General features: G+C 60.3%; 16 protein-coding genes and 3 pseudogenes. 7 read left to right on the top strand and 12 right to left on the bottom strand.

Going from position 1 to position 18786, the window contains the following annotated elements:
* Positions 1-3: 3 nt before the first annotated feature.
* The 3 genes from BES08_RS11940 to BES08_RS11930 form a co-directional block, all read right to left on the bottom strand.
* On the bottom strand, positions 4-2217 hold the full coding sequence (locus BES08_RS11940; protein WP_069708413.1) for a GumC family protein: 2214 nt from the start codon (positions 2215-2217) through the stop codon (positions 4-6).
* Positions 2218-2330: 113 nt separating this feature from the next.
* Entirely contained in the window at positions 2331-3773 is a 1443-nt protein-coding gene (locus tag BES08_RS11935) for an O-antigen ligase family protein (RefSeq protein ID WP_156799853.1), read from the bottom strand.
* Positions 3774-3862: 89 nt separating this feature from the next.
* Positions 3863-4126: a hypothetical protein gene (locus BES08_RS11930; RefSeq protein WP_156799852.1), complete on the bottom strand. Its 264-nt coding sequence runs from the start codon at positions 4124-4126 to the stop codon at positions 3863-3865.
* A gap of 98 nt (positions 4127-4224) precedes the next feature.
* On the opposite strand from BES08_RS11930, the gene BES08_RS11925 reads away from it, so the two are divergent.
* The 4 genes from BES08_RS11925 to BES08_RS11910 all read left to right on the top strand — a co-directional run bounded on the left by BES08_RS11925 (position 4225) and on the right by BES08_RS11910 (position 8338).
* Positions 4225-5160 (top strand): M48 family metalloprotease, encoded by a 936-nt coding sequence (locus BES08_RS11925; RefSeq protein WP_156799851.1) that lies wholly within the window; start codon positions 4225-4227, stop codon positions 5158-5160.
* Between the two features lie 245 nt (positions 5161-5405).
* Positions 5406-6593 (top strand): polysaccharide pyruvyl transferase family protein, encoded by a 1188-nt coding sequence (locus tag BES08_RS11920; protein WP_069708409.1) that lies wholly within the window; start codon positions 5406-5408, stop codon positions 6591-6593.
* A gap of 136 nt (positions 6594-6729) precedes the next feature.
* Positions 6730-7740, top strand: coding sequence for a UDP-N-acetylmuramate dehydrogenase (locus BES08_RS11915; protein WP_069708408.1), 1011 nt, complete (start codon positions 6730-6732; stop codon positions 7738-7740).
* A 22-nt stretch (positions 7741-7762) separates the two neighbouring features.
* Complete coding sequence (locus tag BES08_RS11910; RefSeq protein WP_197524366.1) at positions 7763-8338, top strand: LbetaH domain-containing protein; 576 nt, start codon at positions 7763-7765, stop codon at positions 8336-8338.
* A gap of 9 nt (positions 8339-8347) precedes the next feature.
* Here BES08_RS11910 and BES08_RS11905 read toward each other — a convergent pair whose 3' ends face one another.
* The 4 genes and pseudogenes from BES08_RS11905 to BES08_RS11890 all read right to left on the bottom strand — a co-directional run bounded on the left by BES08_RS11905 (position 8348) and on the right by BES08_RS11890 (position 11952).
* The gene (locus tag BES08_RS11905; RefSeq protein ID WP_231957985.1) at positions 8348-9286 is read right to left on the bottom strand and encodes a glycosyltransferase family 2 protein; all 939 of its coding nucleotides are present in this window, start codon (positions 9284-9286) and stop codon (positions 8348-8350) included.
* A gap of 68 nt (positions 9287-9354) precedes the next feature.
* Positions 9355-9525: pseudogene (locus BES08_RS33970) on the bottom strand (LbetaH domain-containing protein); the annotation flags it as partial.
* Between the two features lie 385 nt (positions 9526-9910).
* Complete coding sequence (locus BES08_RS11895; RefSeq protein WP_197524365.1) at positions 9911-11059, bottom strand: glycosyltransferase family 4 protein; 1149 nt, start codon at positions 11057-11059, stop codon at positions 9911-9913.
* 434 nt (positions 11060-11493) lie between these two features.
* Positions 11494-11952 carry a transposase gene (locus tag BES08_RS11890; protein WP_197524364.1) on the bottom strand — a complete coding sequence of 153 codons (459 nt, stop codon included), beginning with the start codon at positions 11950-11952 and terminating at the stop codon, positions 11494-11496.
* A gap of 117 nt (positions 11953-12069) precedes the next feature.
* Here BES08_RS11890 and BES08_RS11885 point away from each other — a divergent pair, with 117 nt between their 5' ends.
* On the top strand, positions 12070-13098 hold the full coding sequence (locus BES08_RS11885; RefSeq protein ID WP_008829587.1) for an IS110 family RNA-guided transposase: 1029 nt from the start codon (positions 12070-12072) through the stop codon (positions 13096-13098).
* A gap of 110 nt (positions 13099-13208) precedes the next feature.
* Here BES08_RS11885 and BES08_RS11880 read toward each other — a convergent pair whose 3' ends face one another.
* Positions 13209-13955 (bottom strand): transposase, encoded by a 747-nt coding sequence (locus BES08_RS11880; protein WP_197524363.1) that lies wholly within the window; start codon positions 13953-13955, stop codon positions 13209-13211.
* Between the two features lie 114 nt (positions 13956-14069).
* Between BES08_RS11880 and BES08_RS34485 the strand changes: the two genes are divergently transcribed.
* Together BES08_RS34485 and BES08_RS11875 are read left to right on the top strand one after the other, a co-directional pair.
* Complete coding sequence (locus BES08_RS34485) at positions 14070-14204, top strand: hypothetical protein (protein ID WP_268957448.1); 135 nt, start codon at positions 14070-14072, stop codon at positions 14202-14204.
* Positions 14201-14611 (top strand): NUDIX hydrolase, encoded by a 411-nt coding sequence (locus BES08_RS11875; RefSeq protein WP_231957984.1) that lies wholly within the window; start codon positions 14201-14203, stop codon positions 14609-14611. The genes BES08_RS34485 and BES08_RS11875 overlap by 4 nt, the downstream gene beginning before the upstream one ends.
* An 80-nt stretch (positions 14612-14691) precedes the next feature.
* Here the strand turns inward: BES08_RS11875 and BES08_RS11870 are convergent, their stop codons facing one another.
* From BES08_RS11870 to BES08_RS31820, 4 genes and pseudogenes are all read right to left on the bottom strand, one after another.
* Positions 14692-15966: a hypothetical protein gene (locus BES08_RS11870; RefSeq protein ID WP_069708404.1), complete on the bottom strand. Its 1275-nt coding sequence runs from the start codon at positions 15964-15966 to the stop codon at positions 14692-14694.
* Positions 15963-16886, bottom strand: coding sequence for an alpha-1,2-fucosyltransferase (locus tag BES08_RS11865; RefSeq protein WP_069708403.1), 924 nt, complete (start codon positions 16884-16886; stop codon positions 15963-15965). The genes BES08_RS11870 and BES08_RS11865 overlap by 4 nt, the downstream gene beginning before the upstream one ends.
* 780 nt (positions 16887-17666) lie before the next feature.
* Positions 17667-18114 (bottom strand): annotated as a pseudogene (locus BES08_RS11860) (transposase); the annotation flags it as partial.
* Positions 18104-18616: pseudogene (locus BES08_RS31820) on the bottom strand (IS5 family transposase); the annotation flags it as partial. The pseudogenes BES08_RS31820 and BES08_RS11860, both read right to left, overlap by 11 nt.
* Between the last annotated feature and the right edge of the window lie 170 nt (positions 18617-18786).

Raw genomic sequence — 18786 nt, 5'->3', positions numbered from 1 at the left:
CATTCAGCTCTCTGAGTGCGATCCGTAGCTGTAGTACTGGTAGCCGTAGTATGCATACTCGCCATCGGCGGACTGGGGATCGAACTTGGTGAGCACCATTCCCGCTACCTTGGCGCGAACTAGGTTGAGCCGGCGCAAGGCGCCCTTGACGGCACCGCGGCGGAAGCCGTCGGATGACACGACCATCAGCACAGCATCGACGTGGTTCGCGATCATCGCGCTATCCGAAAGCCCGAGCATCGGCGGACAATCGACGATCACACAATCGTACTTCGCCCTTACCTCTTCCATCAGCAAATGCAGTCGGGGGCCGGCCAGCAACTGGCTGGGCTGCTGATTCATCGGCAGCGCCGTGAGCACGTCGAGGTGTTCGACGCCGGAGCGCTGAACGACTTGGTCGAACGATGCCACGTTTGCCAGGATCGCGGTAAGGCCCTGCTCGTTTGCGTCAATGATGCGCTTGTGCGCGGTCGGCCGGCGCAAGTCGGCATCGATGAGCAGAACTCTTTTGCCAAGGCTGGCGATGTCGGATGCGACAACCTGGCAGGTCGTGGACTTGCCCACCGATTCCGTCGCGCTGGTGACCGCCAAAACCTGCGGCAGGCCGCCAGGAAGCGAGTACATCATGTTGGTGACAAGGCTTCGGTAGGATTCGACCAGCGAAGACCGCGAGTTCGACATCGCATTGTCGATATCCGCCTCGCGCGGGATCAGGCCCAGCAACGGCAGCCCAAACTTCGCTTCCACGTCGTCAGGCGACCGGATCGTATCGTCGAAGTAATCCCGTACAATGACGTAGATCGCGGCAATGCCAAGTCCGGCCAGCAGCGAAACAAGGATGTTCAGCGGCAGGTTGGGAGAACTCGGCTGCGTCGGGATTTTTGCACGATCGATGATGGAAATGTTGTTGGACAGCGAGCCGGCCGAGACGCTTAGTTCATTGTAGCGCTGGAGGAGCGCGTCATAAGTCGCGCGGTTGGTGTCGGCTACGCGCTTGAGGAGCTGGTACTGAACGCCTCGATCCTGCTCGTGGATGGCAGCACCCTGCAGTTCGGCGACTTGCGCCTTGAGCGTGTCCTCTTTCTGCTTGGCTACTTCGAAATTGAGACCCACGGAGCGCTTGATGGAGTTGCCGACGGCCTGAATGCGCCCGTTAAGCTCCCGGACCTGGGCGGAGAGTGCCTGAACGCTCGGGTAATCCTCAAGGTGCTTGGCGCGTTCCTGCGCGAGCTGTGCTTCCAGCGAGGCGGAATCGCGCAGCAGCTGTGCGACCGTCGTGTTGCCGAGAACTTCAGGAATGTTGGTGATCTTCTCGTTCGCGATCGATTCCCAGCGATTCTGCGCGGCGATCCGTTCAACGGTGGCGGTCGCCAGGGCGGTATTCAGCTGGACCAGGGTTTCATTGGTAATCGACAATGCGGATTCGCTCGCGTTACCATCCACCACGCCCGACTGACGGATCAGGCCCGCTGCGCTGGCATAGCGATTGAGATCCTGTTCCGACTGCTGAAGGCGCACACGTGCGTCCTGAAGCTGATCACGCAGGAACGTGCGTGCATATGCCGAACTCTGGAACTTGCGATCCAGCCCGGACTGCATGAACGCTTCGGCGAAAGCATCTGCAACTTCGGCCGAAAATGCCGGAGACCGGCTGGTGAAGCTGATGTTGATCACGCGGGTGTCGGCGGGCGACATGACGACGAGGCTCTTGCTTAGCAACGTCGCGGCGGCTTCCCTGCGATGCTTACTCAGCGCCTTCTTGTCGGGACGGCCCGGTAAGTCGTCGAGCTGTGGCATGCCCGCTCCGACGTTCTCGTAAAGACCTTCGTTGTCCGCTAGCTTGAGGCGATCGACGACCTGAAGGGCGAGCTGGCGGCTGCTGATGACTTCAATCTGCGTCTGGATGAAGCGCTCGGTGTCGGAGGCGCTGTTCACCGGTTGCAGATCGGAATTCTGGATGATCGGTGCAGCACTGTCTTCGACAAGCACCGAACTGTTCGTGGTATAGAGCGGTGAGCGCAGCAAGGTCGCGATGATGCCAAGGATCAGGCAGCCCACAACGATCGCGCCGATGACAACGATATTGCGACGAATCAGAACGACGACGCGCTGCAGGTCGATACCCAAAATGCCGTTTTCCTCGACGACAGCTGTGCCCTGTCGAGTGTGACCTTCACCCTCCCACTGGCTTTCTTCTGCCGGGTGTACAGTCGCCATATTCGTTCATTCCCATCTGGTTGACCTTGGGCGTCCGATACCCCAGCGCGGCATTTTTGGACTAACCTAGGCCGAAATTTCTCGTTCCACACTCGTGTTAGCAAGTCGCCTCACTAAGGCAAGGTGCGTAATGTAGGACGTCGAGCGCTGTCTTGATCCGTGTTCGTGAGGGGACGCCGGACTATATTTCGATCAGGCACAGCTCCCCAAAAGAGCGCCAAAAGTAATCCGGCGACGGGGAGCATCGCCGCTGACCTCATCGGATAGTCCAAGACGCTTTGTGCTGCAATGCACAAGAGGCCTGCAAATGCAGCAACCGCGTATATTGCGTTTCGGTGACGAATAGCCTTGATGCAGGCGATGAGATGTAGCGCCGCGAAGTACAAAATTGCTCCGATGCCGATAACACCAGTTTCGATCGCGATTTCCAGATACTCGTTGTGCGCGCGGCCGGCGCGGCCTGCGCGCACTCTTTCAAGCGATTCATCGACTTGGAAGACCTCGTCGAAGGTTCCCATCCCGGCGCCGACCGGCCAGAAGTGGCTTGCGCTCGTCAGGGCGTCTGCCCAGATTCCCGCCCGCCCGTCTTGCAGATCGGCAAAGCGCACGAGCGACCTTTCGATTCTGCCCTGACCCATTCCGGCTGTCACGACCAGACCCCCGATCGTGCACGCCAGCACGACTCCTCCAATCAGCGCCTTCAAGCGCCCGGCGGAAATTCCGCCGGGCTCGGTCTTGCGTGCCGCCCTGACGAAAGCCAGCCCAAGTCCTGCAACCGCGACGACCGCCAGCAGAACCATCGCCGAGCGCGATACCGTAAGAATGATTGCCACGGGGAAAATGATAACGCTGACCCAGGCGGCGTAGCCCCAGGAATGACGAGCCCCCGCCTTTGCGAACAACAGGCCCATCGCGCCGATCAGTGCGACATCCAAGAACAGGCCGGTCGAGTTCTTGTTCGCGAAGAGCCCGCGCAACATTCCGGAGGCATGATCCGATTCGAAAAGGGTGGTGTTGGCGCCGGTGGCGAGGCTGATCGCGCCGAAGGCAAGCTGCACCCAGCCCATCACGACCAGAAGCTGAAGCAGGCGGTCCCGGCTTTCGCGCTGAAACGAATAGCCCACTACCAAGGCGGCCATCAGCGGGATCAGTCCGATCAAGCTGAGCGATGTGCGGGCGACTGACACAGTGATCGGACGAAAATCATCTTCATGCCCGACAAGTTCGAGCGAAGTAATCAACAGGTCGCGACCGGGCAACTGCTTCCAGATGGATGGCGGCAGCGGTATGAGCTGGATCAGAGGAACGGCAAGAAGGCATATCGCCAAGACACGCAATGTGTGCGGCGCCTGAAGGGCAAAGCGGCGAACTGCCGCGAAATTGATGGCAAGAAGAGCAAGGCCGGCAAGTTGGACCAGCAGATTCTGCCATGCGGCATTTACGCCGCCACCGCCGAAAAGGATCGAAATAAGCAAAAATACAAGAAGCTGCGCACCCATGCCATGCGATCGGCTCAATCTGCTCACGCATCCCTCATATTCGGCATCCTGCTTCACGCCTCTTCAACGAGCGCCCAGCTGCAATAGAAAGGGGCCCGGCCTACAAGTAGATCCGGACCCCAAATTGTACCATCCTGCGACGTTAGTCAGCAGTCCGTACCGGCCGAGGCGCAATCGTTTCCTTTGTCGGCGATGGCCCAGATGCCGAGACCCAGCGCACCAATGGCGAGGATCGGAAGCACGACGCTTCCTGCAGCCTTGTTCGACTTCGCCACCGGGGGCGAAGCGTACTGCGCCTTGCCGGTGAACACCGGAATCGACTTCGCCGCCGAAGTACCAGCCGAAGCCGCGATCGGCGAGATCGCCATGCCAGCGGCAGCGAGGCTCACCAACGCCTTTCCAATTTTCATGCCGTCAATCCTTTCATCCTAGTGGACTACGTATTCTTATCGTTATAACGCAGTGCACAATGAGACACAACACTTTAAGTGTTTGCACGCATTTCGGAATGAAGCGCGCAATTCTGCCGACAATCATTGCGGTATGCGTCGGGTTCAACTCGGCTGCGCTGTCAGCCGTCGCACCAACTCCTTGGCCAAAAGCCCTTAGAGAGGCTCGAAATCATGTCGGAGCAGTGGATTGGCGAATCAGGCAGGCGGCGGCAGCGCTTTGCCGGGCTCCGGTCGCCGGATTCGGTCTTAGCTTCGACGATATCGAAGCTTACCCCGAGGGCGAGCGCGCCATGGTGACCCGCGTGCTGCGGTTGCGAGATGTGCCGCAGATATCCTTCGTCGCGACGGGGTCGCCAGCGGATCGGGCCGGCTTGAAGCCGGGTGACGAGGTTCTCGCTATGGGTGGCATTACCATTGATCGCATCGCCCAGGACGCGCCCAAAGGTTCGCCGCTTTATGACTGGCTTGCCGTCTGGATGGCGCGCGCTCCACTCGGCCCGGCCATGAAGGTCACCGTGCGACGCGGATCTGCGGAGATATCTTACATACTGACGGCGCAGCCGCTTTGCGGCTTGCCGGTGGTCATGGAGGTCAATCCGGGCTTCCAAGGCTGGTCCGACGGTACGCGCGCCGTCGTCACATCCGGCGTGATCGAGCGGTCGCAATCTGATGACGAAATTGCGATGTTTGCCGGTCACGAATTGGCTCATGTCCTCAACGGCGACGTTAAGGCCAGTGGTCTGCGCGAACGCCTGCAATGGGAAAACGACGCCGATCTGCTCGGCATGAATCTGGCGATTTGCGCGGGATACGATCGCAAGGCGGTGCTTGCCGGATGGCGCCGCTCCGACGACAAGAATTTCTTCAGATGGCTCGGCGACCCTACTCATGGCTCGCTGAAGACGCGTATCCGCACGCTTGAGGCGATGCCCGCCCCCCCTTGCCCTCTTGCCCCTGCATCTAGGCCAGCAGGGCTGCGTAGCGCTAGCTGACACGCTCGGACGCCTGTTGGCGCGGCGAAGGCTGCCAGCCAGTTCGCGGTTGGTTCTGGCTGGCTGTTCGCATGTGCGGCAGCGCGTAAAGTCACGGATTCTCAAGTTTTATGGCGATACGGCGTCTATTCGCTGCTGCTTTGCAAAATATGTTGAATGACCTGCGGTTTATACTTACGGGAATATCGACGATCGGGATAATCGAAAGCCAGCTTGGCTTTTCTCTTACAGTGCAGGAGGCAATCATGAGCGGCGCGCCGCGTATCGGCATTCTCACCTATCAATTCAGTGAGAACGTCGGCGCCCTGATGCAAGCTTACGGGTTGCGAACTTGGCTGCGCCAGCAGGGCGCGGACGCAAAATTCGTCAACTATCGCCCTGATTACGTGGAAGGCGGTGGCGCCCTGCGCAATATCCTTTCTCCCGCCAACGCCAAGGCCAACGCCAAGGTGATGTTCCTGAAGCTGATGGCGGCGAAGCAGGCGCTGTTTGAGGACAAGGCGCAGTACCGCATGTTTCAGCGGTTTCAGGCCGAGAAGCTGGGCGTTGACGGCCCGGTGCTCAAGACGCTGGCCGATGTCGATGCCTTTCTGCGCACGCCGGCCGGCAAGTTCGACATCCTGATCTGCGGCAGCGATCAGGTGTGGGCGCCGTCGCTGCAGTTCGGTATCGATCCTGTCTACTATCTCGCCTTCCCTGGCGGGGCGCAAGGCGCCCGGATTGTTTCCTATGCCCCCAGCTTCGGCAAGGCTCAACTGGATGAGGGTTATCGCGACGAGGCGGCGCGTTACCTCGCGCGCTTCGACAGCATTTCGGTGCGTGAACGCAGCGGTGCGGCCATCGTCGAGCGGATTTCGGGCCGCAGCGCGAGCGTGGTGCCTGACCCGACGATCCTGCTGGGCGATTACGGCGCGCTTGCCCATGATCCGGCTGAGCCGGTGTCGCAGGGCCACATATTCTGCTATGCCCTGCGATCGAGCGAGGGCATCCGCGACGTGGCATCGATGGTATCCCGACGCTTCGGCACCGAAGTGCTCTCTCCTTACAATCCGCACCGGCGCTGGGCCGAAATCGGCAGGACGATCAAGCCTTCTCCGGGGGGATGGGTGGCGCACATCGCACAGGCTGGATTCGTGGTGACGAACTCCTTCCACGGCACGGTGTTCAGCATCCTGCTGCGCAAGCCTTTCCTGACCGTCGGCCTAACTGGCAAGCGCGCGGGAATGAACGAGCGTGCGAGGAATCTGCTCGAAACCGTCGGGCTGTCGCATCGCTTCGTACCTGGTGAAGAGCCGGCAATGGCCACAAGGCTGATGGACGAGCCGATCGATTGGGACGCGGTGGCCCCGCTACTGCAGAAGCTTCAGGACGACGGACGCAACTTCCTGAAAGCCGAGTTGATGCGGACGAACCGACAGGATTCGTTCGTGTGACCTCGAGCATATGCGAAAACCCTTTGAGCGCAGGTGGCGCGTTGTCTTTGGGCAATGCCTTGCCGGACCAGCATGGCTCGCTGGCGCTAGGTAACGGCGGCCAATTAGCCCGTCCAAGCCGCAAACGGAGACTTCGATGAAAGATACGATGGCGACGGTCACTGAGGCCCTTCGGAGCGCCGGCATAGAATATTGCGAGAATCTGGATCTCTCGACTCACACCTATCTGCGTACAGGTGGTCGCGCGCGGCTGGTTGCCTATCCCCGGTCGACCGAGGACGTCGTCGCGATCTTCGCCATGATTGCGCACTCCGGTCTCCCTTACAAGGTCATCGGCAATACCTCGAACCTCCTGTTCGAAGACGGCCAGGACTACACTTTCTTGATCAGTATCATGAAGATGGACGCGGTCAGCCATGATCCGCAGTCTGGAGTATTCGCCGCACAGGCCGGCGTGATGATGCCCGAATTGGCGCGTCAAGCTTTATACGCCAGCACTTCCGGGTTTGAAGGTCTCGAAGGTATTCCCGGCACCGTGGCTGGCGGCCTGTTTATGAATGCCGGAGCCTATGGTTACGAGTTGAAGGACGTGCTGACTCATGCCGAACTGGTCCATCCCGACGGTTCTATCGAGCAGTTCACTACCCAGCAGCTGGCTCTGGCGCACCGCACTTCGGTGCTGCGCCAGGAAAAGGCGGGGAGCATCGTGACGCGGCTGTTCTTCAAGGGCAAGCCCGGCGATCGCGACAAGATTTTTTCGCGCATGGAACTGTACCACGCCAAGCGGCACAAGTATCAGGACTTCATGTACCCCAATCTTGGTAGCATCTTCTCCGGATCGCCTTACCGCGTGCTGGGCCGCAGGGACAATATCTATCGCATCAGGTCGGCGATCTACTTTCTGTTCCGCTACAAGCTGAAGGTCTTCCACAAGGAATCGCCGATCAATCGCCGCTGGCTGAATAATCTGGCGATGGCCCGCTTTCCGGTGCTGCGCTACGAGATCCAGCCATTCTCGGACAAGACGCTCAACTGCCTTGTGAACCGCGGGCAGGGTACCGATGCCATGATCAAGTTCATTCGGGATCTAGAGCATATGGCGCAGGGTGAAATTCCGCTTGAGAACGAGATTGTTGAGCCGTTCTGATCGGATGAATGGAATTAGCATAATGCCAAACCAGCCCCAGGTCGCCCGGTCCGGTCAGCGTGTCTATGTAGACACCATGCCCAAAAAGCTGCGCGCAAAGCGGCTGATATGGGGTTGTGTCTACACCTTCCTGTTCCGCCCCACACCGCGCTTCGCCTGTGAGGGGTGGCGCCGCTTCCTGCTGCGCTGCTTCGGCGCGAAGATCGGGTATGGATCGCGCATCGCACCGACTTGCTTCATATGGGCGCCCTGGAACCTCACTATGGGCGCCTATGCTTGCCTTGGCGACGGAGTCGACTGCTACACGCAAAGCCCGATCAGCATGGGTGACTATTCAACCGTCAGCCAGCGCAGCTTCCTGTGCACCGCATCACACGATATCCGCACGCTGGCCCGGCCACTGATCTCTCAGCCGATCCGCATCGAGAACCACGCCTGGGTTTGCGCCGAAGCCTTCGTGGGTCCCGGTGTCACCATCGGGGAAGGCGCGATCATCGCCGCTCGGGCAGTCGCCATTCGTGACGTTGCCCCCTGGGCCATCGTCGGTGGCAATCCTGCGCGGCATATCAGCCAGCGCACGCTGGACCCGCAGGCATAACCCCGTCCGTCAGGCCATGAACCTGAGCCCTGTCAGATCCTGAAGGCGGGCGATACGCGCGGCATTGTCCGGGCAGTCTTTCAGGGAAAGCTCGAATTCATAGACCTTGCTTTCGACTAGAAGCCGATACCACAGTCCCTGCATGAAATGGTATATAAACCCGGATCGGCCATCCAGGAACCCCAGCTGGACGATATAACGGAAAAGGAAATAGAAAATCGGCCCGATCCCGAACGGAATTCGGGAATAGATGTTCTTCTTGATGAAACGCTTCATCTTCGCCTGCCGAGATAGCTTGTCCGAATCTTCGGCGCCGAGGGTTATCAGCCCGTAGTTTGTGTTCAGTACCTCGAACGCCTCGCGGGTCGCATATCCGTTGTGCTTGGTCACGAAGAAGGTGATGTCACGTTCGCAGGCATCGGCAAATTCGCCCTGCATATGAACCGTGCGACCACCTTCGACGATGACGTGTTCATCCATCCAGCGGTTCTCCACCCGACCCTGTCCGTTGCGCCAGATGCGCAGCATGTGCAGCGGGTAGCGTCCGCCATGGCGGACCCAGCGACCCATCCAGATATGCCGCCGACTGAGGAGCACGCCAGCCACATCCGATGGCATCGCGGCAAGCTCGTCGCGCATCCTTGAGGCAAGATCCGCGCCGATATATTCGTCGGCGTCGAGGCGGAAGATCCAGCTTGTGCGGATATCGCCGTTGTCTAGGCCCCAGTTGAACTGGGCCGCATGATTGACGAAGGCATGCTGCAGCACCCGGGCGCCTGCGGCTTGGGCCAACGTAACGGTCCGGTCGGTTGAGAAGGAATCGATCACAAGGATATCGTCGGCGACGCCCCGCACGCTCGCGATCGCCCGTTCGATATGGGTTTCTTCGTTATATGTGAGGATGACGCAGGTGATCCCGAACGCTTGTCCGTGGCCTTCGGCAGTCACTGGTTACCTGCCGGATCGGCTGAGACCAAGGCAGATTCGACCATGCCGATGTGGCTTGCTTCGCCACGCTCATCCAGCCGCCTGCGGATCAGCTTTGCCGGAACGCCGCCCACGATCGTGTAAGGTTCGACATCGCGCGTCACAAGCGAGCCGGAACCGACCACCGCCCCGGCACCGATCCTGACGCCTTCCATGATCGTGACACGCGAACCGATCCACGCGTCCAGGCCGAAAACGGTCACGGGCCTTGCCGCCGAAGGAAAACCCAACCGCGTCGGCGTTCCGACGATGTCGTATAAATGATCGGCCCCGACGATCTCTATGCCGGATGCAAGCATCGCCAAGTCGCCAACGACGATCGGGCCCTGGGATCTGAAACCCATGCCAATATAGGCATAGCGCCCTATTCGGCTGCCTGCGCCAAGGATCATGTCGCTGTGCCTGGGGTTGTGGAAGCCTTCGCCAAGTTCAGCGAGCCGGTACTTGCGCTTCCAGTATGGCAGCAACATCGCGCGTACCTTCGCCTTGAGGCGACCTTCGATTTCCTGACGGCAGCGCGCGATTATGACATCGTTGGCGCGTTCCGGCTCGGGCAGGGTCATCGCCTGCGCTTCATTGCGGCGCTTACCCACGATCGGCTACCGCCAGAACGGCCTTCTCGATCAGCCGCGCCTGATTTTCAGGGTTCCACTTTTCCCTGATCACTGAGCGGCATTCTTCGCGCACGGATGCGCGGCTGCGTTCCGAACCCAGCCATTCCTGAATGGCCTTGGCAAGACCCGTTGGGTCATTGCGTCGAAACAGCAGCCCCGTGCGGCCGTCCTCGATAGCCTCCACTTCAGGCATCTGCTCATCAAGGTCGTTGTGGGTGATGGCGGGGGTGCCGTACATCAGGCTGTGCATCGCCGTCAGACCGATCTTGCCGGGCGAAACGGTGACGTCGGCGTGGTAGATCAGTTGGCCGGTGATATCTTCGTCGTAACAGGCGCCGACGAAATGCGTTGCCACGCCCAGACGTTTGGCCTGATCTTCAAGTGCCTGGCGCTGCGGACCATCACCCACCAGTACGACGTTGACCGGCATGCCGTTTTCCGACAGCAGTGCGGCCGCATCGATCAGCAGATCGAACCGGCACTTTTCGGTGAGCCGGGCCGAGCAGATCAGGACCGGCCGGTGCGGATGGGCGAAGAAGGACTGCGGCCTGAGCGAGGCTAGTTCGCCTGCTTCGATACGGCCTACGACTGCATCGGCCTTCACGACATCGAGGCTGTTATAGATGACCGAGAGCTTCTTTTCCGGGTAACCGGCCTGGATACCCAGCGCCATGCCTCGCTCGGAATACGTCATGAAACGGTCGGCAAGCTGGAAGAAGGCGCGGCGGCTATACGACTTTAGCCTGCTTTCCCTCTTCAGCCAGCCATGCCCCCAGAACAGCACCGGAATCCCCTTGAGGCGCGCCAGCAGAGACGCGATCCAGGTCGAGGCGAAATTCGGATCGGCCAGAAAGATCACGGCATCGTAGTCGCCCTTGCGCACGGCGGCGATGGCACCGGATTGCCAGGTAATGCCGCGCTTGACGCGGAACGGGGCAACTACGAAATTGCGCACCGCCTTCACATTCGAATGCTTGATCCCGGCCATGGGCGTACCGCTGCCGTAAAAATCGTACTCGATGCTGCGAGTGCGATCCATGGCCGTCATTACTGCCTCGCGGTAGTGCGGCCAAAAGTGATAAATAACCGCAACCTTAAGCGGACTGACATGCGATGGCATAGAGGAGCTTTGCTTTCTCATCTGCTTGTGCGGATACCAGACATCGGTACGTCCGCATTTTATCCATTCTCGAAGTGTTTTAACGCCCGCCTAGGAAAAGGTGAAGCGTATTGTGCAGTGCGAAATGACGCTATGCTGCGGCAAAGGGATTAGGCTGAGGCGCGATACTGGCACGGTTTGAAAAACGCCGACGCAGCCCCCGCGCTGTTTTCGCGACCTTTGCTTTCATGCCGAACAACACGGTCCGCGCGCATAACACGGATATCGACGCATGATGGACACCAGCTGGAGACCCGCAAAAACCGGGTAATTTCTGGCGAAGCGGGCTGGCTTGATGACGTCGAGGCTTCGGGGCGCACCAAGGGGCATCGTTCGGACCGATTTCCATGATGCCCGGCGTTGATTTCGCCGGTTTGGCCGGCTTGCAGACAGAGTCAGCCTGCGGTTCCCCGACGCTCGTGGAAGATCAGGCGGTTGAAGTTGTAGGCCAGGTTGCAAAGGGTCAGTTTCGCCTCAGCGCGGGCCAGGCCGATGGTGCGGATGAACAGATTGAACCGGTTCTTCTGATGCGCGAAGACATGCTCGACATGCGCACGGATCGAGGATTTGGCGGCATTGGCGCGCGCGGTTGCCCTCGACATCGGCTTGCCCGTGGGTTTGCGCCGATGAATGCGGGACGTGAGCATCTGATCCGACAACCACTTCTCGTTGCGCCTGGATCGATAGGCACTGTCAGCATAGACCTCGGAACTGGTATTGTCCGTGCTGACGACCTGCCGGAGAAGGCGCCCGTCCGCCGCTGACGCCGAAGTCACCGCCATGCCTCGGATGAAGCCGAAGCGTCGGTCGATGCTGATGTGGGATTTGTAGCCGAAGACGGGCAGGGCGATCATGGGGAGCGGCGTTCCATCCGCCCGATACCAGATGGGGTGGATGGCTCCCGCTCACGGCATCGAGGTGCCAAGATGTGATTGCTGTCAGGCGATCACGAGCAAATAGGAGCCACCCACATGGAGATTACCACCATCGGCCTCGATTTGGCCAAGAGCATTTTCCAGGTTCATGCAGTTGATGCTGCGGGCACCGTCGTCGTCCGCAAGGCATTGCGTCGATCGCAGGTGGTGCCGTTCTTCACGAAGTTGCCGCGGTGCCTGGTCGGCATCGAAGCGTGCGGCACCTCTCATCATTGGGCACGCGCTCTGGCAAAACTCGGGCACGAGGTTCGATTGATGCCGCCTGCGTACGTTAAGCCGTATGTGAAGCGCGGCAAGACGGACGCGAATGACGCAGAGGCGATCTGCGAGGCAGTGACGCGCCCAACGATGCGGTTCGTGCCCGCGAAGTCGCCGGAACAGCAGGCGGCGCTGGCGCTGCACCGGACGCGCGACCTGTTGGTCAAGCAGCGTACTCAGCTCGTGAACATGATCCGTGGCCTGCTCGCAGAGTTTGGCATCGAGATCGTACGTGGGCTGCATCACGCGATCGAACTGGCCGCGCGGATCGCCAAGGGCGATGCGCCCGAGGTTCCTGATCTCGCCGTGCGCGTGATCACTGGCTTGGCCGGACAGATCGGCGACGTGCAGGTTCGGCTTGCGGCGTTGGAAAAGGAGTTGCTCACTTGGCACCGGTCCAACGAACTGTCGCAGCGCCTCGGTACGATCCCGGGTGTCGGCTTGATCTCCGCGACTGCGCTTGCCGCGTCGGTAACCGACCCAGGGCGGTTTCGCTCGGGTCGGCAGTTTGCCGCCTCGCTTGGCCTGACACCGCTTCAGAACTCGAGTGGCGGCAAGGAACGGATGGGTCGGATCTCGCGCATGGGCGATCGATACCTGCGGCGCCTGCTGGTTATCGGCATGACCTCACTGGTGCGCCGCGCCCGGGCCAAACCGGACTCGGTCGATCCGCGCATCGCTGCCATGCTGGCGCGCAAACCCGCGCGGGTCGTAACCGTTGCCGCTGCCAATCGCACGGCGAGGGTCGCCTGGGCGATCATGGCGCGTGGCGGCACGTACCGTGCGCCGATCGGCGTGGCAGCATGACGGATTAGCAGCTCGACACCGAGCGGCTTCAGGAGGTTGTGAGAGCGAAGAGAAGTGATGGCGTTACCGGTCGACCGGGAGCCGGGACACCCCGCCGAAAGTCCAAGGCATCATAGCCTGCATAGCAGAGTGGGACCTAGCTCGCGGATACCATCAGGGCCAGCAGTCACGAAACGGCTGCACCAACAGGCCGGACACAAGACTGCACCCGACCAATACGCCAGATCGTCAAATCGCCACTTGCAACGCGGGAGCCATCCACACAGGACTTTCCCGCCGATCTTGAGGGTCCAGCGGGCGTCGGTATTTTTCTGTGCTGCCTTGTTCGGCTCGTCCGGCCAGATATCTCTGGCGCCCTTGCCCGATTTTATCGCTTCGCGTTCGCCCTCGGTGTTCCGCTGTCTTGGTGCAGGCACCAGCGAGGCGTCCACGAGTTGCCCGGACATTGGAATGTAGCCTTTCTTCTGGAGTTGCCAGTCAAAGGCCTTCATCACCCGCTTGAGCGTTCCCGTCTCGGTCAGGCGACTGCGAAAATGCCGGATCGTGTTCTCATCCAGCGTCCGGTCCCCAAGCGACAGTACCAGAAACCGCAGCCAACTCAGCCGATCGCGGATCATGAACTCCATCTGGGCGTCTGACAGATGATGCTGCGCCTGCAGGATCAGGGCCTTGAACATCATCACCGGATCGGAGGGTGGGCGCCCGCCTTTGGCTCCAGCGCCATAACCAAACCCTTCGACCAGCCACACCCGGAAATACTCGAAATCCACCGCCTCCTGCAAAACCTCAAGCGGATCGCCCTCCTCGCTCAATGCCTCAAGGTGATCGCTCAAACTGAACAGGGACTTGGGATCCATAGCTGGCCTCCGTGATCGCGCGCCCTCTATGAATCATCATCGCCGTCCAAACGCTATCGGTTTTTGCGGGTCTCCAGCTGCAGTTTACAAGAAGCATGTATCGTCGATCGCGAAGTGGTCTACGACGGTTGGTATCGGCTTGAACGCCTGCGCATCCTGATGCCGGACGGCGCTGCCGTCGAGCGGCATCTGCTGGCAACGGGTCGGCCGCCGCCGCCCTCCTTTACGATCGCGAACGCCGCACTGTGATCCTGATCACCCAGCCCAGAGCGAGACCGCTTGCGGGGCGGGAGCCTCCCCTGCTCGAAGCCGTGGCCGAAAACCTCGACGCGGCGTCGGCGAAAGACCGCATCCGGGAAGAGGCGATGAAAGAACGCCGGATACGGATCGGCGAATTGATTCCAGTCGCCAACATCTGGTCTCTGCCGCCTGTATCTACTGAAAGGATCGCGCTGTTCCTTGCCCCTTGTGCAGCCGACGATATGCTTGGCGAAAGCTACAGCACGGCCGGCGAGCATGAAAATATCACGATATGCGAGATTTTCTGCCGTGCTCTGGCGGGCCTGGTGCACAAAAAGGGGGGGTTGACCGACGCCAAGACCCTTATTCTCGCTCAGGCGCTGATGCTACTCGAACCCGGACTGTTCGACACCTGACGCTGCCGAATAATTTGGGGGGGAAGGGTGCCTGGCCTAACTGGCCGCGTCCCTGCGAATTCGCCAAGCGCGCCTTGGAATCAGCCCGCCGCCGGCGAGGCCGTCGGGTCGTGCATCAGTTTCTCGATGGAGATCATGTTCGCCAGCGCCAGAGTCAGAGTCAGGCAGATCGCCACGCTGGCCAGTGCAGCGAGAGGCGTTGCGAACATCTGGACCAGGGCGCCGAATCCGATGGCGACCAGAGCCGCGATCGACACTCGCCAAGCCAGCCGTGGTCCCCGGTAAATGACGAAATAGATCGAGGAAAACGCCCTGTAGCCGATGATGGCTCCGAACTGGACGTACAGCGGAATCGCGTAAACCGGCTCGATCCGGAACTCGAAGGACATCGTGGGGCGAATGAAGGCCACGTCGAGGACGTAAAGTGCTAGGGCCGCGAGCAGCCCGTAACCCAGAGCGCCCAGACGAATGGCGCGCATCATGAACTGGCGCCGCCTGGTCTCCCAGTTGGCCCATTTCAACGCGACGAAGCTAGCCACGGGAAGTACGACCAGCAGCACCGGTGCAAGCAGTGTCTGGAAGAAGCGCACCAGCGTTCCATACCATGCCGCAAATTCTGCGCGTGCCGTCGCTTCCATCAACACCACCGAGGAGTTCAGCACAGCCAGCAGCAGCCCATCGGAAATCGACAGCAGCAGGCCGTCCTTGATCGTGGTCGCGATTTCCTCGGACCTGCCACGCAGAAGATAGGGGCGGGCGCGGATCATCTGGAAGCCGGTCGCAAGACTGGCCAGCGGCATGTGCAGTTGCAGACACAGTGACGCCAGCACGATGTTGGTCCGGGTAGCCGGCACCAGCAGGGCAACCCCGACCGCCAGGGTCTGGAAGATGATCTGCAGCGTCGCGGTCCAGTAATGTTCGTTATAGGCGGCGCGGGCGTTATCGAACGTGGCGGCAAGAGCGCTCACGACCCCGACCGCGGGCAGGATGACTAGCTCGGTCGGCATCCCTCTGTAAAAGATGTAGGCGACGGCGATCGCGCACGCACCGAAAGCGAACAGGCCCTTGGTCACCAGTGCGTCCGCCAGGGCATTGGCCTCGGCCCGCTCATCGCCGGTTGCATGCGCGCGGCCGATGCGGCGCCGCACGATCGTATTGGCGCCGCCCTGTGGTAGCGAAAGCAATGCGCCCAGCGACATGAGCGCCAGCAGCGTTGCATAGTCCGCGTTGCCCAGGCCCTTCTGAATCATCGGCAGCAGGACGACGAGGCTGAGCGCTCCGGGGGCCCGCGACGCCAGATTCAGGATCAGCGACAGAACGAGCTTAGCGCGGCCGTCGAAACGGATTCGCTTCATTTCAGGAGATTCGCGACCGCTGCCAGTGCGCTGACGTTATCACCGATAACGATCTGCTTGCTGGGGTCGGAGTTGAGCGGCTCGACCCGGCTGGCCGTCTCGTACCAAATCGAGGGCTGATCGCCGAGATAGGCACCCCAATAGGAGAACGTCGACAGGGAACCGACGAGCAGGCGACATTTGGCCAGTCCCAGCATGTCTTCGAGATCGCTGCCGCCGCGCTTTAGCGCCACGCCTTCGATGTTCAGCAGTTCGGCAAGTTCGGCTTCCCGACCGTCCGAAAAGACATCGATACGGTACTGCGGGGCCAGCCGGCGCAGTTCGAGAATCATCCGACGATACCAGTTCAAAGGTATCCGCAGGTTGTTTCGGACGCCCTTTTGCAGATCCGCTTCAGACACCGCCTGGAAATCACCCAGACGGACATGCACGGCGATGTAATCGCCGTTGCCCCAATCGCCGCTGGCGATCGGAGCGCACGACATCTTCTGTAGCCTTTCGCGAACCACGTCCTTGTGGGGATAAATGTTCTCGAAGATGTATTTGCGGGTCTTAACGACGTCTATCTTGCCATTGCTTTCCAGATCGGCGCTCGACGACAACCGATGGCGTGTCCAGGGGCCGGTCAATTTGTGGCGCAGGGCAAACATCTTCGCCAACCCCTGCAATTCGTCAGCAGGGACTTGGAAAAGGCCGTTGTACAATCTGTATGACTGTTCGCGGCGGATGATCGGACCGATCTTCACCGACAGCCATGCCGGTGCGATCAACTGCGCCCCGATCGCCCGTGCATGAAGATAGGCTTCGAAGTAGTTCAGCATGGAGTTGCCAAGCCCCGCCCCGGCGATTCGGACCGCGCCGAGATCCAGCTGCGAACTGAGGCGCGGGTATACATACGCGGGTTTCGCGTTATCGGGCATCGGACGCTCCTGCGCGCATATATTCTGAATGGTGGAAGCGAAACATGCTAGCTGCAATTGACCGCAATTCCACTGCCCCCAACCGATTTGCCGCGAAACTTCGGCCATTACGAACGGAATCCCGCTTCATGAACAGCACTCACCTTATTGGGCCTGACGCAGTGTTACAACAATCGACACTCCACGAGTGGGGGCGCAGCGAACACCACGTTAGGCGCCACAGAATTGACGCACTGCAACATTTGCCCGGTTACGGGATTTTCCGGTATTGGGTCAAGCTGCGAATGTTGGCGGCAGCGCAATCGAAGTGTTTTTCGATCCGTCGGTAATGCACGCGGCCAGCATAGGGCGCCGTAAGTCGCAATAGTTGACGCGGTGAACTCGATGTCGCGATTTGCCGGCAGGGTGAAGGGCGATCGCAGTGCGTCGGATTTGCTTTGTGTCGTCGGCCGTCAGGGTCCGTTGCGGGCTGTCGAAAGGGGGGAGCGATTCGGCGCATACCCGCCTCGCGTCAGCGCGCCGCTGTATTGCACGGCGGCTCGACCTGGCAAGCGTGTCCCGCTTGTCAGGAGACGGGTCGAATTGGCCGACGCATCGGAAAATCGGTTGGTTCCGGGCAGAAACGCTACCTCTGAGGCTGTGGGAAAACGCGAAGGAAAGGTCGGCTTGGCTAGAGGCGAAAAGCGCGAGCAGGCGATGATCAGGCCCGGATCATATGGATAAGTACTGGGTTCCGAAAATCTACTGAATCCTGTCGGTTCGCGCTTCTGGGATTTCGCTATCCTCACGTGATGCTTCCGTCATATCAGCCAGCTTTGGAAACTTCTCACGCAGGGCATCAGCAATACGCTCCCACTGCTGATGTGCCGCCTCGACCGTTTCCTGCGCGAAGGTGGTCTTGATCATGGCAATGACAGCGGGCCTTTGTTCGGCCGCGGCATGGGCAAACGCGTTGCGCATCCAGTGCATCCGGCAGCGCTGCTGGGTTGCGGCAAGTATCTTGCTGGCGGCGGCGCGCAGCCTTTTGTGATCGTCGGCGATCCCAGCTTCACACCGCGCAACCCCGGGCCGCGAGAGAGCGTAGGAAAGCTTTCCAGAAGGGTTCGGCTTCCGGTGGGCCGGTGGCGACACCCAGAACCTCGCGCCGGCCATCGGTATTGACGCCCACCGCGATTATCGCCGCAGTCGAGACAATCCGTCCGCCATCGCGCTCTTTGAGCGCCAGCGCTGCCGGAGATGTCGGCAGTGGTCAGATTGACCATGAGCAATCGGCCATCGGTATCGACGGCAATGTGCCGTTTACGACCGAGGACCTTCTTGCCTGCATCAAAGCCCCGTTTTTCTGCCGCTGGCGCCTTGATCGACTGGCTATCCACGACGGCCGCCGTCGGGCTTTGCTCACGCCCTTCGCGTTCACGGTCCAGCATGAGGGTAACGTCGTGGATCGTGCGGAACAGCAGTCGGCGCACGAAACGGCGAAACCACCAATACACCGTCTGCCAGGGCGGGAAGTCGTTCGGCAACATTCGCCATCCACCACCTGTTCGGGCCAGATAGCGCAACGCATCGAGGACATCACGCAGGTCCGTTTCTGGCTTGCGACCGCGCTTGGCCACGGGCGGCAGAAACGGCTGAATGAACAGCCATTCTTCGTCCGTCAGATCGGTCGGGTAGCGCTTCGATCGCTTTTCAAATCCTGCCATCCGGCTACGGCTCGCTCGGCTCCACATGCCAAGCTTGAATCACGCCCGCGTTGCCGCATCAACCCATTCTCAAACGGGCTCTTAGGGAAACCTTCCTGCACCCCCCGGGGGAAACGACCGAAATCAATGTGCAGTTGCAGCATAATCGGATTGACTATCGCCTCGTACATCTTGATAGCAGGCAAAAGGAAGTTCCG

The organism is Novosphingobium resinovorum (assembly GCF_001742225.1).
GTDB lineage: Bacteria > Pseudomonadota > Alphaproteobacteria > Sphingomonadales > Sphingomonadaceae > Novosphingobium > Novosphingobium resinovorum_A.
The sequence above is the reverse complement of the archived record's forward strand: the minus strand, read 5'-3'. Positions and strand labels throughout refer to the sequence as shown.